This is a genomic window from Phytobacter sp. MRY16-398, assembly GCF_003925915.1.
In the GTDB taxonomy this organism is placed as follows: Bacteria; Pseudomonadota; Gammaproteobacteria; order Enterobacterales; family Enterobacteriaceae; genus Phytobacter; species Phytobacter diazotrophicus.
The window spans coordinates 1,758,928-1,775,503 of the sequence record NZ_AP018756.1 but is presented as its reverse complement, the minus strand read 5'-3'; the positions used below and the strand labels follow the sequence as shown (position 1 = coordinate 1,775,503).

The following is a 16,576-nucleotide window of genomic DNA, read 5'->3' as shown; positions in this document are numbered from 1 at the left end:
ATATTAATAAGCCGCGCGTACAGATGGGTAAAAGAGAGATATTTTGCTGATTTTCCGGGCGTTTCCGCCCGAAAATTAACCATCAAGCCGTGCGGGCAACCGCATCGCGGGAGGCGAGCTCACGCTCCTCCCCGGTCAGTTCGCTTAATTGACCGTTACGCATTTCCAGCAAACGATCGGCATGGATAAAGTAATGATCATCGTGGCTGATGGCGAAAATGGTTTTCCCCATCCCCTGCATTAGCGGTAACAGCACCTGGTAAAACTCGCGACGGAAGTGTGGATCCTGGTCGGCAGCCCACTCATCAAGCAGCAAAATATCGCGCTCTTCCGCCAGTGCCAGCAGTAGCGCAACTCGCTTTTTCTGCCCTTTCGACAGTTTCAGATCGAGGATTTTGCCATCCTTGAGCTCCAGCTTGTGCGCCATTTTCAGCTTTTGCAGCCAGTGGCCCACCAGCGCCGGATCCGCCTGTTGACCCTCCGCACCCAGCAGTTGATCAAAAAGCCAGACATCGGTAAACACGGCGGAAAACAGCTTGCGATAATCCTCCGGCTTTTCCTTCGCAAGTGGCTTACCGTCCAGCAGAATTTCGCCAGAAACCGGTTCATACAATCCAGTTAACAACATCGCCAGCGTCGATTTACCGCTGCCATTGCCGCCAATCAGGAAGACCAGTTCGCCGCGCCTGAGCGTCAGGTTAATCGGCCCCACGGAAAACGTTTTGTCCTGATAGGTAAAAGTAACATCGCGCAATTCCAGCGTTTCCCAGTTCGGGTAAAGCTGTGGTCGCGGGAAGTCAGGCTGATACGGCGCCAGCGAGAACTGCTTAAGTTTATTGAACGCCACCTGCGCGCTCAATAGTGTCGGCAGCGCGCCAATGGCTGAGAGCAGAGGGGTGCGCAGGAACAAAAGTGTCAATGAGTAGGTCGCCGCGACATTGGTATCTGCCCAGCCCAGACTGTTTGCCATCCAGAACACCAGGCCAATCGCCCCCAACATCATGATATTCGACCAGTTCACCGCGCTCAGGTGGAAAGTGTCAGCACGGATAATGTGGTGGCGATATTCTCGGGCATCCGGCAGATACAGATTGTTATAGACATGCCCGGCACGCTCGCGATTAAGGGTCAGCTCTTTGCGCCCTTCCAGTACGGTCTGAAAGTCGTTGTACAGTTTGTCTTCGGTTTCACGCAGCGTCGCCATATGTTTATAAACACGGGAGACCAGAATAAATCCACCCCAGATAGTCAGTGCCATCCACAGCGCGGTGATGACCAGCATTTTACCGGACAACCAGGCCAGATACGCCGAAGAGCCAATCGTCAGAATAATCCCCTGCACCAGTTCCGGCAGACGCACAAACGCAATGGTAATACTACGCACGTCGCTGGTCAGCCCGGCCAGCAGCGTGGCACTGCCAAGCTTTTCAATACGCTCAACAGGGGTGTCGAGTATGCGCTTGATAAACTCACCGCGCAGGCGATAGACAAAATGGTGGCCGAGGGTGGTTAATGCCAGTTGAGACCCCAGCGTCACCGCCATCAGCAACAGAAGTAAGCCCAGGAACTCCGGCAACACGGCCAGCGACATATCCACCGTTTCAATCAGGCGGAGATTGATAAAGGCAATAAGCCCGATGCCCAGCGCGGCGCTAAGCAGCGTTAGCGCGATAACGGCGATAAAAGGCCAGCGGTACTGCCGCCAGACCAGCAGGAGAAGTTCCATCACAAAACCCGGTCAACCAAAACAGCCAGCAGTTTAAACGGCTGATTGTTTACATCAAGAATAATTCTTATTTTTATTCAATCTTTCTTGCCTGGCGAAAAGTGAGGTTAAAACGGCACTCTCCGGTCGCCGGATGATGCCCCGGTTTAAGCGGTAAAATGCCATGATAAAACAGTCGTGACGCCCCACCCCACACCACCACGTCACCGTGCTCAAGCATTAAACGTTGTATGGGGTCATTGCGTTTAAGGCCACCAAACTGGAACACCGCCGGCAGGCCAAGCGAGACAGAGACGATAGGCGCACGTAAATCCGGTTCGTCTTTATCCTGATGCAACGAGAGTTTCGCACCGGGTACATAACGGTTGATCAGGCAGGCATCCGGTCTGAAATCCGCATAGTCTGCCGCCACCGCCGCATCATGGCAAAGCGTCGCAAAAGCATCAGGGATAGCAGGCCAGGGATTGCCCGTTTGTGGATCAATCCCGGAATAGAGATACCCTCTGGCGTCGGTCGTCCAGCCCACTTCGCCGCAGTTGGTCATCGCCACCGACATGGTGTAGCCGCCGGGCGTTACCATATGACGCAGCGGCGACACCTGCGTTACTGCCTCAATGCCCGCCAGTAAAGCCTGTGCTTTTGCCAGCGCAAAACGCCGCAGGACCACCGCGCCGGGGGCGAGAGGTTCTTGCCAGGGTTCTTCATCGGCAAACAAATCGAGCATTATGTCTCCTTCGATTCTGATTCCTGCCGCAGAAGGCGGGCTTTACGCGTCGCCCCCCAACGATAACCGGACAGCCCGCCATCGGAGCGAACCACCCGATGACAAGGCACCACAATGGCAAGCTTGTTCGCCGCACAGGCGCGGGCGACGGCACGCACCGCGCCCGGCTTACCAAGGGTGTTTGCCAGCGACTGATAACTGACGGTTTCTCCCACCGGGATGGCGCGCAGCGCGTTCCAGACCTGGAGCTGAAATGCCGTACCGCGCAAGTCCAGAGGCAGCGTAAAAGGTGACGCCGGATTATCAATGCGCCTCACGACCTCCTCAACCTGTTCAACAAACCTTTCATCTGCCTGCTCGCGTCGGACGCCGGGGAAGATACTTCGCAGTTCCTCCAGCAGTGCGTCCTCGTTATCAGCCAGCAAAATGGCGCAGATCCCGCGTTCACTTTGCGCCACCAGGCAATGCCCTAAAGAACAATGACTCAGGGCATAGCAGACATCCGTATCGTCACCGCCGCGCCGATACTGGCGCGCCGTCATTCCCAGCGCGGCGTCAGCCTGCCGATAGTAGCTGCTGTTATCGGGAAACCCTGCCGCCAGTACCGCATCGGTGATCGTGGCGCTTTCATTAAGCGCGTTGCGCAGACGCTGCGCACGAAAAGCAAGCTGCCAGGCTTTCGGCGTCATGCCGGTTACGGACTTAAACAGCCGGTGGAAATGCCAGGGGCTCATGGCGACAGCATCCGCCAGGGTTTCCAGGGTCACACTCCCCTCCTGTTCCAGCAAGCGACAGGCCTTTTCCACTTTTGCAATCCGTTGCTGCTGCGGGTCCGCTCTTTCAGGCTGACAGCGTTTGCAGGGGCGAAACCCGGCAGCCTGCGCGGTATCGGCATCGGGGTAAAAACCGACATTCTCGCGCAGGGGCCGGCGTGAACGGCAGGAGGGGCGGCAAAAAATGCCGGTGGTTCTTACCGCGAAGACAAATTGCCCGTCGTGGCTGGCATCACGCGCGCAGACAGCCTGCCAGCATTGTTCATCGGTCAACGGTTGTTGATATAACGTCGTGGATGTTTTCATCTCAGGCTCCTCTTTCAAGCATAGCTTCACTGTGCCCGATAGCCCGGACGAAAAAACCCGCATTCTTGCTGTCTAATTTTTCTCGTTGAGCAGAAACGCAGAAAACTGTGGCGACATCCAGGTGGTAAACTTGTCACCTTCCCGCATGATCATATAGACCGCCAGCCCCTCTTTGCGCACGATATCCTGCGCTTTCGCCGTGCCAAGCACCATCAGGCCGGTATCCCAGGCATCAGCTTCCAGTGCGGTGGGGGCAATCACCGTCACCGAGACCAGATTATGCTCAATGGGGCGGCCGGTCTGCGGGTCAATCACGTGGGAAATGCGTTTACCGTCCAGCTCATAGTAGTTGCGATAGCTGCCAGAGGTGCTGATGCCGTGGCCATTAATATCCACCACCGCCTGCACCGCATTTTCCTGGTCGGTCGGCTTTTGTATCGCTACACGCCAGGGTTGCCCCTGCCCGTTCATACCCCGACTGACCAGCGCTCCCCCCACCGACACCAGATAGCGCGAGATCCCTTCACGCTCCATCAGGCGCGCAAGATGATCGGCGGCATACCCTTCGCCAACGGTCGAGAGATCGACGAAAAGATCCGGCAGATCTTTTTGCAGATACTGCTGTTGCGCCTCGTTAATGACCTTAAGATGTTGTAACCCGGTACGCGCTTTGGCCGCATCGATTTGCGCCTGATCCGGCACTTTGTTGGGCTGCTTGTCCGGCCCAAAGCCCCATAAATTTACCAGCGGTCCAACCGTGATATCCATTGCCCCCTGCGTGTGGGCTCCAACGCGCAATGCGGCGGTGACAATATCAGCCATATCGGCGCTCACCGGCCACAGCGCCAGACTGGCAGAATGGTTAAAGCGCATTAGCGCCGAATCGGGTTTCCACGTTGATAGCGCTTGATCGTCGGCATCAAGCTGCGCCTGAATTTTCTGCGTCAGGCTTTTCGCTTTCTCCGGGCTTAACGCGATGGCGCTCACGCGCCAGAAGGTGCCCATCGTTTTGCCTTCAAGCACCGTGGGGGGTTCCACCTGGGAGGCGGGGTTATCGCATCCGTTTAATAATGCGAGCGCAAGCAGCAGGCCTGCACGCAGAAATGTCGTCGCCATCGTCTTTTCCCTATCCGTTTTGCGCCGCCAGAGTACACCAAATTTAACGAGGGTGAGATGGGGTTCAGCCATAAAAAAAGGGGCCAGAGGGCCCCTTTGTCGAGAATTGCTGCTTAGAACTGGTAAACCAGGCCCAGGGCAACAACGTTGTCGGTGCTGATACCAGCCTGACGAGTGAAGGTGTTGTCATCCAGCAGGTTGATTTTGTAATCAACATAGGTGGACATGTTTTTGTTGAAGTAGTAAGTCGCGCCAACATCAACATATTTCAGCAGATCCTGGTCGCCGAAATCGGTCGTACCGTTGGTAACGTCTTTACCTTTAGACTGCAGGTAAGCAACGGACGGACGCAGACCGAAGTCGAACTGGTACTGAGCAACCACTTCAAAGTTTTGCGCTTTGTTCGCAAAACCATAAACGGTGCTGTTGTTCTGAGAGTTACCGAAACGGGTTGCGTTATAGGTCTGGGTGTACTGCGCCGCCAGATAGATGTTGTTGGCGTCATATTTCAGACCGCCGCTATAAACGTCTGCATTGTCGCCGCTACCATAAACGCCAGCCGCATTCTGGTCAGCGGTACGTTTAGAGGTAGACATTGCAGCGCCTGCGCTAAAGCCAGCACCCAGATCGTAGGTCAGAGACGCGCCGAAGCCGTCGCCGTTCTGTTTCAGCGTGCTACGACCTGTGCTGTTTTCACCGCCGACGCTACCGTTTTTGCCCTGATACTGCAGAGCAAAGTTCAGGCCATCAACCAGACCGAAGAAGTCGGTGTTACGGTAAGTTGCAACGCCGTTAGCACGGGATTGCATGAAGTTATCAGCGCCGTAGGTATCCCCACCGAATTCCGGCAGGACGTCGGTCCAGGACGTTACGTCATAGATCACGCCGTAGTTACGACCATAGTCGAAAGAACCCGCATCACCGACACGCAGACCAGCGAATGCCAGACGAGTCCAGGCCTGATCGCTTGAACCTTCAGTGTCGTTTGCCTGAACGTTGTATTCCCACTGACCGTAACCCGTGATCTGGTCGTTTACCTGGGTTTCGCCTTTGAAGCCGAAACGTACGTATGTCTGATCGCCATCAGCGCCTTTATCATCGGAGAAATAATGCAGACCGTCGACTTTACCGTACAAATCTAATTTGTTGCCGTTTTTATTATAAATTTCCGCTGCATTTGCTGCGCCTGCTACCAGCAGTGCTGGTACCAGGAGGGACAGTACTTTAACTTTCATGTTATTAACCCTCGGTTATATGCGTTTTTATAGCCACTGCTCACTGATCAATCCTATTAATCAGCCTGCAAGTTCATTCTCCTTAAAAATACAGAATAATCCAATAAGAATATGATACGAAAACTTTGAAGATGTTTCATATTGCATTATAGATGTTTCAATTTGTAAATTCAGGGGAACTTTTTTTAGCACAAATAGCTAAATAATAAAGCACAAATAATCAAAATATAATTTAAGATACAATAAAAACAACGAGTTAAGTGATTTACATTTTTTTAGCACTGAATGCAAAACTAATTTATAAATTCGGCACTAATATAATCATCGCTATCATCATTAACTTTATTTATTACCGTCATTCGATTCTGAATGTCTGTTTACCACTATTAGGACCGAATGCCTGGCATTCGGTTTTTTTTTACCTTTCTTTACGTAAATAAATTCAATTTGTGCTAGATGAAAGAATTTGTAATGACTATTAATTAAACAATATTCGTGCCAGGTACAGTGCAAAAAGATAATCCATTTTTTATTTTCTTGTTATTTAGTGCGATTTTTCCCAACGAAGCGGTAAATATCTGTACAGAATCGCATGAATTGTACATTTTTTAGCATCTGGTTTAGGCGAGCTTTTTTCGTTCGTCTGCAAGACATTTGCCCGAACGAGAGTCTGGAAATTCATTCATTACCCGATATACTGCCTGCTGTACACAGCTCTGCAACATCACGCCGGCAAGACCGCCGTCATTGCTGGCAGGTTCTTACGGCATGGCAGCAACATTGTCTCAACGCGGATACTGAGTAGTAATCTGCAGTGTTGTCATTACGGGTTACACACACGAATGAGTCGATCGGACACCATGACCCCAGGAAAATTTTCTCTGATACCGGGCAACATCACCCGCTTCTTTCTTCTATTGATCATTGTCCTGCTGGTCACGTTGGGCGTAATGATACAAAGCGCCGTTAATGCCTGGCTAAAAGATAAAAGCTATCAGGTTGTCGATATCACTCATGCAATGCACAAGCGCATTGATACCTGGCGCTACGCTACCTGGCAAATCTACGACAACATCGCGGCAGCGACCTCTGGCAGTTCAAGTGATGGTTTACAGGAAACCCGCCTTAAGCAGGACGTTTACTATCTGGAGAAGCCACGGCGTAAAACAGAAGCGCTGATCTTCGGCTCCCATGACAGTTCGACGCTGGAAATGACGCAGCGAATCTCCACCTATCTGGATACCCTGTGGGGCGCGGAGACCGTTCCCTGGTCGATGTACTACCTCAATGGTCAGGACAACAGCATGATCCTGATCTCTACCCTGCCGTTGAAAGATCTCTCCTCCGGGTTTAAAGAGTCCACAATTGGCAGCATCGTTGATTCACGCCGCGCGGAGATGTTGCAACAAGCTAACGCGCTGGACGAACGCGAGAGCTTCTCTGCCCTGCGTCGCCTTTCCTGGCAGAATGGCCACTATTTCACCCTGCGCACCACGTTTAACCAGCCCGGTCATCTGGCAACGGTTGTGGCATTCGACCTGCCGATTAACGACCTAATCCCACCGGATATGTCGTTGGACAGCTTCCGTCTCGATACAGATAACGCGCAAAATAATCTGCGTTCCACCGATAAAGAGAGCACCGACAGCGTCACCATCAATTTCAATAGTTCGAAAATCGAGATTGCCTCTTCGCTCAACTCCACCGGCCTTCGCCTGGTCTGGCAGGTGCCGTTTGGTACGCTGCTGCTGGAGACCTTGCAAAATATTCTGTTGCCGCTGTTATTGAACATTGGTCTGCTGGCGCTGGCGCTGTTTGGCTATACCACGTTCCGCCATCAGCCGGGCCGTCAGAGCGATGGGCTGGCCCCTGCGGGAAACAGTAACGAGCTGCGCGTTATGCGCGCCTTTAATGAAGAGATTGTCTCTCTGTTGCCGTTAGGGTTGCTGGTACATGACCAGGAAGCCAACCGCACCGTGTTGAGCAATAAAATCGCCGATCATTTGCTGCCGCATCTCAACTTGCAAAACATCACCTCTATGGCCGATCAGCATCAGGGGGTGATTCAGGCCACTATCAATAACGAATTGTATGAAATTCGCCAGTTCCGCAGCCAGGTGGCGTCGCGCACGCAAATTTTCATCATCCGCGATCAGGACAGAGAAGTACTGGTGAATAAAAAGCTCAAACAGGCGCAGCGCCTGTATGAGAAAAATCAGCAAGGTCGCGCAGCGTTCATGCAAAACATTGCCGAAGCGCTCAAGCAGCCTGTCAAAGCCCTGGCTGGCGAAGCCGCTGCGTTGAGCGATAAAGAGGGCAACCAGCTTGCTGATCATGCCGAAGCTCTGGCGAGACTGGTGGATGAGATCCAACTGGCCAATATGCTGGAAAACGACACATGGAAAGGACAATCCACGCTGTTTTCCATTCAGGATTTAATTGATGAAGTGGTGCCGCAGGTACTGCCTGTGATTAAGCGCAAGGGACTACAACTGCTCATCAATAACCATCTTCATGCGAAAGAAGAGCGCCACGGCGACCGTGATGCCCTGCTACGTATTTTGCTGCTGTTGATCCAGTACGCCGTGACGACAACGCAGATTGGCAAAATCACCCTTGAAGTGAGCATGGACGAATCAGCGGAAGATCGTCTGACCTTCCGTATCCTGGACACCGGCAACGGGGTAAGTAATAGCGAGATCGACAACCTGCACTTCCCGTTCCTCAATACCACTCAGGGCGATCAGTATGGTAAAGCCAATGCCCTCACCTTCTGGCTGTGCGATCAACTGGCCAGAAAACTCGGTGGTCACTTAAATATTAAAGCACGGGAGGAGCTCGGTACCCGTTATTCACTGCACGTGAAAATGGCAGTGCGCGCTCAACATGAGGAAGCCGAGGAGAAATTACTGGACGATGTGGTCGCCATGATTGATATCACCTCCAGCGAAATCCGCAATATTGTGGTTCGACAGCTCGAAAACTGGGGAGCAAGCTGTATCTCTCCGGATGAAAGGCTGTTAAGTCAAGAATATGACCTGTTTTTAACGGATAATCCGTCTAATCTTACATCCTCGGGCTTGCTTTTAAGCGATGATGAGGTCGGCGTGCGGAAAATTGGCCCCGGACAATTGCGCGTCAACTTTAATATGAGCAATGCAATGCAGGAAGCAATATTGCAGCTTATAGAAGAGCAACTGGCACAGGAAGACGTTATGGAGTCGCCTTTGGGGGGCGATGAAAATGCCGAACTCCATGCCAGCGGTTATTATGCGCTGTTTGTCGACACAGTACCGGATGATGTTAAGAGGTTGTATACTGAATCGGCGACAAGCGATTTCGCTGCACTGGCTCAGACAGCACACCGCCTGAAAGGGGTGTTTGCCATGCTTAATCTGGTTCCTGGTAAGCAGTTATGTGAAACGCTGGAGCATTTAATTCGTGAGAAGGATGTTCCAGGCATAGAAAATTACATCAGCGACATTGACGCTTACGTCAAGAGCTTGCTGTAGCAAGGTAGCCCAATACATGAACAATATGAACGTAATTATTGCCGATGACCATCCGATTGTACTGTTCGGTATTCGCAAATCACTTGAACAGATCGAATGGGTGAATGTAGTCGGTGAATTTGAAGACTCTACAGCACTTATCAATAATCTGCCGAAACTTGAGGCCAATGTTCTTATCACCGATCTGTCAATGCCAGGCGATAAATACGGTGACGGCATCACGCTGATTAAATACATCAAACGCCATTTCCCGAACCTGTCCATCATTGTTCTGACAATGAACAACAACCCGGCCATTCTGAGCGCCGTGCTGGATCTGGATATTGAAGGGATCGTGCTGAAACAGGGCGCACCAACCGACCTGCCTAAGGCGCTGGCTGCATTACAGAAAGGCAAGAAATTTACCCCGGAAAGCGTTTCCCGCCTGCTGGAAAAAATCAGCGCCGGTGGTTATGGCGATAAACGTCTGTCACCGAAAGAGAGTGAAGTATTGCGTCTGTTTGCCGAAGGTTTCCTGGTCACCGAAATCGCCAAGAAACTGAACCGCAGTATCAAGACCATCAGTAGCCAGAAGAAATCTGCCATGATGAAACTGGGTGTTGATAATGATATCGCCCTGCTGAATTACCTCTCCTCGGTCACACTGACCCAGACCGAGAAAGAGTAATACCTGCGACCCCGGCCCCCGCCGGGGTTTGTTTTTATCGCCGCTCTTTTCTTACTCGCGCACTGTAAAGCGCCAGCGTCTGTTTCAGCACATCCAGTGTTACCGGCTTCGACAGGCAGCTATCCATGCCCGACTCAAGACAACGCTGTTTCTCTTCGGCCAGCGCATTCGCCGTCACGCCGATAACCGGCAGGGTCATCCCCAATTCACGGATACGTTGCGTCAGGCGATAACCGTCCATATTCGGCATGTTAACGTCGCTGAGCACAATATCGATGGGGTTTTTACTCAGGACATTCAGGGCATCTACACCATCGTTCGCCGTTTTGCATTGATACCCCAGCGAACCAAGCTGATCCGCCAGCAGACGGCGGTTGATCGGGTGATCGTCGACCACCAGAATCATCATGTCGTCATTTCTCGCCTCGGCCGCGCCCGGTGGCGGCAGCGCGGTAGTGACTTCCGGCACCACCACCTCAACACGGTGAATTCGCCCAAGGATCGCAATCAGATCATGCGGCGACGCCACGCTAACCAGCCACTCATTTGGCGTACGCTCCAATGGGATACCAATATGGCGACGGCAGAACATGACGGCGGCCCGCCCGCTCCAGGACGCTGGCAGTTCATCATCCGTAATAAAGGTGTCATTTGCTCCCAGTGGGCGACCATCATAGTGCTGGGCCTGAATACCGTTATGCGCCAGCAAGGTTTCCAGGTAACTGCTAAGAAACGCATTACGTACCGCCAGCCAGCAACAGGTATTGGCAAGGCCATCAACATCCGCAGGCGCAAGCTCAACGGCGTCATACAACGGAATACGGATGGTAAACTGGCTGCCCATACCCGGTTCGGTATCGACGCTAATATCGCCATCCATCATGCTGATCAGTTTTTCGCAAATCGCCAGCCCCAGCCCAGTCCCCTGGAAGTTACGCTGCACGCCAGTGCCCACCTGGAAGAAGGGATCGAACAACCGCACCACTTCTTTACCTGGGATCCCGACGCCGGTATCGCGTACGCGGATACTCAGATAATGTTCATCCCGGCGGACATGAAGAATAATGCAGCCAATATCGGTAAACTTAATGGCGTTGCTGAGCAGGTTTGAGATAACCTGCTGCAGACGCATCGGATCGCCATTCAGCGTGGCAGGCACGTCCGGCTCGATAAAACAGTAAAGGCCGAGCTGTTTACGGACCACCAGCGGCGCATAGTTGGCGGTGATATGGCTCATCACCTCGCGCGGGGAGAACTCACGCGGCTCAATTTTGAGTTGCTCAGATTCGATTTTCGAGAAATCGAGAATGTCGCTGATAATTTTTAGCAGCAGACTCGACGAGTTATTCATCGCCGTCACCAGACGGTCGACGCCTTTCGGCAGGTCTTTAGTCTGCAGCAGATCGAGGTTACCAATAATGCCGTACAGCGGCGTACGCAGTTCGTGACTGACGGTTGCCAGGAACATCGATTTTGACTGGCTCGCCTGCTCTGCCGCCTGCGCCATCTCCTGCAGCGATTCTTCCATTTTGACGCGCGCAGACACATCCACCAGTACACAAATCGCCACGTTTTCGTTGCGATAACGGGAATGGACAAAGCTTATCTGCAAATTGGTATTGTTGCTGGTCAGTACATCCACAAAGTTCACCTGCTGCCCGCAGATAATTTGCGTCAGACGTTGCCGATCTTCGTGGGTGAGCATATTCAGGTAGTTATGCGCCAGTTCATTACTCAGAATGTTGGTGCCATCCTGGGTACGTAAAATACAGATCCCCACCGGCGCCGAGGCGACGATTTTACGGTTGAACTGCTCGTGTTCTTCCAGACGCTGGGCGTCCGTTTCCGCCGGAATAAAAATTCGCCGTTCATACATACGTGCGAGTGTAAACAGTGCAACCCCCACAAGGATATTAAGCAGCACCGCATTGAGGATCAGCATGCGAATACGCTCAAGCACCAAGTCCACAGGCACCGAGTAGACGATACTCAGCGGCGATGGCGGCAGGCTCTTTTTGAGGATAAGGTCATGAAAGCCGGAGGTGTAACCAAACCAGGATCGTACCTGCAGCCAGCGCGGATCCGCCTCGATACGATTTTCCGCACCGGTCAGGGAAATCAACGCACGTCCGCTTTCATCAAAGATGGTCACACCCATTGGCAAACTGCCGGGGGTGAAGAAGTTCTCCATCCGAATGGATTGTTCCGTTCCCAGCAACGCCTGCAGACGATTGCCCAGATAAACCGGCGTCAACGCATAAAAATAGCCGACTCCCGGACGCGCCCCCTGGCTCATCCAGTACAGGTTGTTGCCACGTTCATCCTGCGGCGCATTGCGGTATTTCAGAATACGCTCATGCAGACTTTTCAATGTCTCGTCGCGTTCGACCGGCACATCACGCAGGCCAAAATCCGCCACGCAGAGATTCTCACTCCCAATCAGGAATACGCGATTCAGGTCGTAAGCCGCCGAGAAGTTATCCCGCCAGTAGCGCATAAACCAGGCCAGTGACTCCAGAGAACCACGCCAGGCCGTGCCCATTTTCGAGCAGTCAGAATCGGGGAACAGCGGCTGAAAATCAGGTACATCAGTTTTCGCATCCAGCCCACGAGAGGCAAGAATACCGTTTTCTGCCGTCAGACGGTTTTCAGCGATGTATTTCAGCTCTTTCATGACGTCGGAGGTGCGCTGAATATACCGCTGTGCCTGATCGGCACTGAGGTTAAATTCCTGGCGTATTTCCGACTCTTTATCACGCAACGCGTTGACGATGTAGAACACCGAAAAGAGAGCAATCAGCAGCCAAAGCACCAGAGCCAGCGCGCGGAAAAGATAGCGCGAGACTTTCAAAGTGCTACGAAAAGAGACGAGGTATTTCAACCTGGGGAAACTCCGCCATGAGGGTGTAAAAGTGACTGAGGTTAAAGTAGCGGTAAAATGCCGGTGCCGCAATGGCAAAGAGAAAGGGCCGGAAAACCGGCCCTCAGCACAGATTACTCGTCGGCGTCGTCGTCAGCCGCGCCATCGTCAACTTCCGGGGCGATTTCATCATCCCCTTCCGCGACGCTGCCATCAATGGAGTCAAGTTCTTCGTCGTCCACCGGTTCGGCTACACGCTGCAGACCGACCACGTTTTCGTCTTCCGCGGTACGAATAAGGATAACACCCTGGGTATTACGCCCTACCACGCTGATTTCCGACACACGCGTACGCACCAGCGTACCAGCATCGGTGATCATCATGATCTGGTCGGTATCAGTAACCTGTACCGCACCCACCACGGAACCGTTACGTTCGGTCACCTTGATGGAGATAACGCCCTGCGTACCACGAGATTTGGTCGGGTACTCGGTTTCAGCCGTACGTTTACCGTAGCCATTCTGCGTCACGGTGAGGATTGCCCCTTCGCCACGTGGAATGATCAGCGAAACGACTTTGTCCTCGCCTGCCAGCTTGATACCGCGAACACCTGTTGCGGTACGTCCCATCGCACGAACAGCATCTTCTTTGAAGCGCACCACTTTACCAGCGGCAGAGAACAGCATGACTTCGTCCTGACCAGAGGTCAGATCGACGCCGATCAGTTCGTCGCCTTCATTGAGGTTAACCGCAATGATCCCGGCAGAGCGCGGACGGCTGAACTCGGTCAACGCGGTTTTCTTCACGGTACCGCTGGCGGTCGCCATAAAGACACTTACGCCCTCTTCATACTCGCGTACCGGCAGAATGGCAGTAATACGTTCATTCGGCTCCAGCGGCAGAAGGTTGACGATCGGACGACCACGCGCGCCACGGCTCGCTTCCGGCAACTGGTAAACTTTCATCCAGTACAGACGACCACGGCTGGAGAAGCAGAGGATCGTGTCGTGGGTGTTGGCCACCAGCAGACGGTCGATAAAGTCTTCTTCTTTAATACGCGCCGCAGACTTGCCTTTACCGCCACGACGTTGCGCTTCGTAGTCGGTAAGCGGCTGGTATTTCACGTAGCCCTGATGCGACAGCGTAACCACAACATCTTCTTCGTTGATCAGATCTTCGATGTTGATGTCGGCGGTATTGGCGGTGATCTCAGTACGACGTTCGTCACCGAACTGCTCACGAACCAGTTCCAGCTCTTCGCGGATAACTTCCATCAGACGATCGGCGCTGCCGAGGATATGCAGCAGCTCGGCAATCTGTTCCAGCAGCTCTTTATACTCGTCGAGCAGTTTTTCATGCTCAAGGCCCGTCAGTTTCTGCAGACGCAGATCCAGAATCGCCTGTGCCTGCTGTTCGGTCAGGTAGTATTTGCCGTCACGAATACCGAACTCTGGCTCCAGCCATTCAGGGCGCGCGGCGTTATCGCCCGCACGTTCCAGCATGGCGGAAACGTTGCCCAAATCCCACGGCTGTGCGATAAGACCGGCTTTCGCTTCTGCCGGGGTCGGCGCACGGCGAATCAGTTCGATAATCGGATCGATATTGGCCAGCGCAACGGCCAGCGCTTCAAGGATATGCGCACGGTCGCGCGCTTTGCGCAGTTCGAAAATCGTACGACGCGTCACAACTTCGCGGCGGTGACGGACAAACGCGGACAGAATGTCTTTCAGGTTCATGATCTTCGGCTGACCATGGTGCAGTGCCACCATGTTGATACCGAAGGAAACCTGGAGCTGGGTCTGGGAGTACAGGTTATTCAGTACCACCTCACCCACTGCGTCACGTTTGATTTCAATCACGATGCGCATCCCGTCTTTATCAGACTCGTCACGCAGCGCGCTGATACCCTCAACGCGTTTATCTTTAACCAGCTCGGCAATTTTCTCGATCAGGCGTGCTTTGTTCACCTGATACGGAATTTCATGCACGATAATGGTTTCACGACCGGTTTTCGCGTCAGCTTCCACTTCCGCGCGGGCGCGAATATAAATTTTGCCACGCCCGGTTCGGTACGCTTCTTCAATACCGCGACGACCATTAATAATGGCGGCGGTCGGGAAGTCTGGCCCAGGGATATGTTCCATCAGCCCTTCAACGCTGATGTCTTCATTATCAATGTACGCCAGGCAACCGTTAATCACTTCCGTCAGGTTATGCGGAGGAATGTTGGTCGCCATCCCGACTGCAATACCGGAAGACCCGTTCACCAGCAGGTTCGGGATCTTGGTAGGCATAACATCAGGGATTTTTTCCGTACCGTCGTAGTTGTCGACGTAATCAACGGTCTCTTTTTCCAGATCGGCCATCAGCTCATGGGCAATTTTCGCCAGACGGATTTCCGTATAACGCATTGCCGCCGCGGAGTCGCCGTCAATCGAACCGAAGTTACCCTGACCATCAACCAGCATGTAGCGCAGTGAAAATGGCTGTGCCATACGCACAATGGTGTCATACACTGCGGAATCACCATGGGGATGGTATTTACCGATTACGTCACCAACGACACGGGCAGATTTTTTGTAGGCTTTGTTCCAGTCATTGCCCAAGACGTTCATGGCGTAAAGTACGCGACGGTGAACCGGCTTTAGACCATCGCGGACATCTGGCAGCGCACGGCCAACAATGACCGACATGGCATAATCCAGATAAGAACTTTTCAGCTCTTCCTCGATGTTGACCGGTGTAATTTCTCTCGCAAGGTCGCTCATCTAACCGCTATCCCTCTACTGTATCCCGGATTCAAAGGTCGCAAATTATAACACAACCGTAATGAATCAGGTAAACGGAAAGACCCCGCAGGGCGCTTTATTAGCGCCAGCAGACTGTTATACTCATCCGTCTTGCTAAATAAGGAGTACGTATCCCCATGAATGCCGAAAAAACGTCGGTTGCTCAAAACGTTGACCAGGCTGAAATTGCCAAATTTGAAGCGGTCGCTTCTCGCTGGTGGGATCTGGAAGGCGAATTCAAACCTCTTCATCGCATCAATCCATTACGTCTGGGCTATATTGCAGAACGTGCTGACGGTCTGTTTGGCAAGAATGTCCTGGATGTCGGCTGTGGTGGCGGCATTCTGGCGGAGAGCATGGCGCGCGAAGGGGCGATAGTCACCGGGCTGGATATGGGCTTTGAACCGCTACAGGTCGCCAGGCTGCATGCTCTGGAGTCCGGCATTCGCGTCGAATACGTGCAAGAGACCGTCGAAGACCACGCCGACAAACATCCGCAGCAATATGATGTTGTCACCTGCATGGAGATGCTGGAACACGTACCGGACCCGCAATCGGTGGTCAACGCCTGCGCGCGGCTGGTCAAACCCGGCGGCCACGTCTTCTTCTCGACGATTAACCGTAACGGCAAAGCGTGGTTGATGGCGGTGGTTGGCGCGGAGTATGTGCTGAAAATGGTGCCGAAAGGGACGCACGACGTGAAGAAATTTATCAAACCGGCAGAACTGCTCGGTTGGGTGAATGAATCCGGGCTAAAGGAGCGTCACATTACGGGTCTGCATTACAACCCGCTGTTAAATGCCTTTAAGCTCGCGCCCGGTGTGGATGTGAATTATATGTTACATACAAAGCCAAAAAACGTCTGACG

10 protein-coding genes are annotated in these 16,576 nt (G+C 52.8%); 3 read left to right on the top strand and 7 right to left on the bottom strand.

The genetic code is table 11. The annotated features are described in order from the left end of the window. Positions 1–82 precede the first annotated feature (82 nt). From MRY16398_RS08480 to MRY16398_RS08460, 5 genes are all read right to left on the bottom strand, one after another. On the bottom strand, positions 83–1,726 hold the full coding sequence (locus MRY16398_RS08480; protein WP_125124162.1) for a multidrug ABC transporter permease/ATP-binding protein: 1,644 nt from the start codon (positions 1,724–1,726) through the stop codon (positions 83–85). 73 nt (positions 1,727–1,799) lie between these two features. Continuing rightward, on the bottom strand, positions 1,800–2,450 hold the full coding sequence (gene alkB, locus MRY16398_RS08475; protein WP_039079928.1) for a DNA oxidative demethylase AlkB: 651 nt from the start codon (positions 2,448–2,450) through the stop codon (positions 1,800–1,802). Beyond that, on the bottom strand, positions 2,450–3,529 hold the full coding sequence (ada, locus tag MRY16398_RS08470; protein ID WP_125124161.1) for a bifunctional DNA-binding transcriptional regulator/O6-methylguanine-DNA methyltransferase Ada: 1,080 nt from the start codon (positions 3,527–3,529) through the stop codon (positions 2,450–2,452). Before ada ends, alkB begins: the two co-directional genes overlap by 1 nt. 72 nt (positions 3,530–3,601) lie before the next feature. Next, complete coding sequence (apbE, locus tag MRY16398_RS08465; RefSeq protein ID WP_125124160.1) at positions 3,602–4,645, bottom strand: FAD:protein FMN transferase ApbE; 1,044 nt, start codon at positions 4,643–4,645, stop codon at positions 3,602–3,604. A 113-nt stretch (positions 4,646–4,758) separates the two neighbouring features. Further along, positions 4,759–5,880: a porin OmpC gene (locus tag MRY16398_RS08460; RefSeq protein WP_079496265.1), complete on the bottom strand. Its 1,122-nt coding sequence runs from the start codon at positions 5,878–5,880 to the stop codon at positions 4,759–4,761. Between the two features lie 842 nt (positions 5,881–6,722). On the opposite strand from MRY16398_RS08460, the gene rcsD reads away from it, so the two are divergent. Together rcsD and rcsB are read left to right on the top strand one after the other, a co-directional pair. Beyond that, the gene (gene rcsD, locus MRY16398_RS08455) at positions 6,723–9,392 is read left to right on the top strand and encodes a phosphotransferase RcsD (RefSeq protein WP_079496264.1); all 2,670 of its coding nucleotides are present in this window, start codon (positions 6,723–6,725) and stop codon (positions 9,390–9,392) included. 16 nt (positions 9,393–9,408) lie between these two features. Further along, complete coding sequence (gene rcsB / locus MRY16398_RS08450; RefSeq protein ID WP_039079923.1) at positions 9,409–10,059, top strand: response regulator transcription factor RcsB; 651 nt, start codon at positions 9,409–9,411, stop codon at positions 10,057–10,059. Between the two features lie 34 nt (positions 10,060–10,093). On the opposite strand, the gene rcsC is transcribed toward rcsB, so the two are convergent. Further along, positions 10,094–12,940 carry a two-component system sensor histidine kinase RcsC gene (gene rcsC, locus MRY16398_RS08445; protein WP_110294551.1) on the bottom strand — a complete coding sequence of 949 codons (2,847 nt, stop codon included), beginning with the start codon at positions 12,938–12,940 and terminating at the stop codon, positions 10,094–10,096. A gap of 113 nt (positions 12,941–13,053) precedes the next feature. After that, entirely contained in the window at positions 13,054–15,687 is a 2,634-nt protein-coding gene (gene gyrA, locus MRY16398_RS08440) for a DNA topoisomerase (ATP-hydrolyzing) subunit A (RefSeq protein ID WP_079496262.1), read from the bottom strand. Between the two features lie 158 nt (positions 15,688–15,845). Here gyrA and ubiG point away from each other — a divergent pair, with 158 nt between their 5' ends. Further along, positions 15,846–16,574: a bifunctional 2-polyprenyl-6-hydroxyphenol methylase/3-demethylubiquinol 3-O-methyltransferase UbiG gene (ubiG, locus tag MRY16398_RS08435; protein ID WP_039079920.1), complete on the top strand. Its 729-nt coding sequence runs from the start codon at positions 15,846–15,848 to the stop codon at positions 16,572–16,574. Positions 16,575–16,576 lie beyond the last annotated feature (2 nt).

Coding starts and splice junctions, on each gene's coding strand:
- MRY16398_RS08480 (WP_125124162.1), bottom strand. CDS start 1,726: ATGGAACTTCTCCTGCTGGTCTGGCGGCAGTACCGCTGGCCTTTTATC.
- alkB (WP_039079928.1), bottom strand. CDS start 2,450: ATGCTCGATTTGTTTGCCGATGAAGAACCCTGGCAAGAACCTCTCGCC.
- ada (WP_125124161.1), bottom strand. CDS start 3,529: ATGAAAACATCCACGACGTTATATCAACAACCGTTGACCGATGAACAA.
- apbE (WP_125124160.1), bottom strand. CDS start 4,645: ATGGCGACGACATTTCTGCGTGCAGGCCTGCTGCTTGCGCTCGCATTA.
- MRY16398_RS08460 (WP_079496265.1), bottom strand. CDS start 5,880: ATGAAAGTTAAAGTACTGTCCCTCCTGGTACCAGCACTGCTGGTAGCA.
- rcsD (WP_079496264.1), top strand. CDS start 6,723: ATGAGTCGATCGGACACCATGACCCCAGGAAAATTTTCTCTGATACCG.
- rcsB (WP_039079923.1), top strand. CDS start 9,409: ATGAACAATATGAACGTAATTATTGCCGATGACCATCCGATTGTACTG.
- gyrA (WP_079496262.1), bottom strand. CDS start 15,687: ATGAGCGACCTTGCGAGAGAAATTACACCGGTCAACATCGAGGAAGAG.
- ubiG (WP_039079920.1), top strand. CDS start 15,846: ATGAATGCCGAAAAAACGTCGGTTGCTCAAAACGTTGACCAGGCTGAA.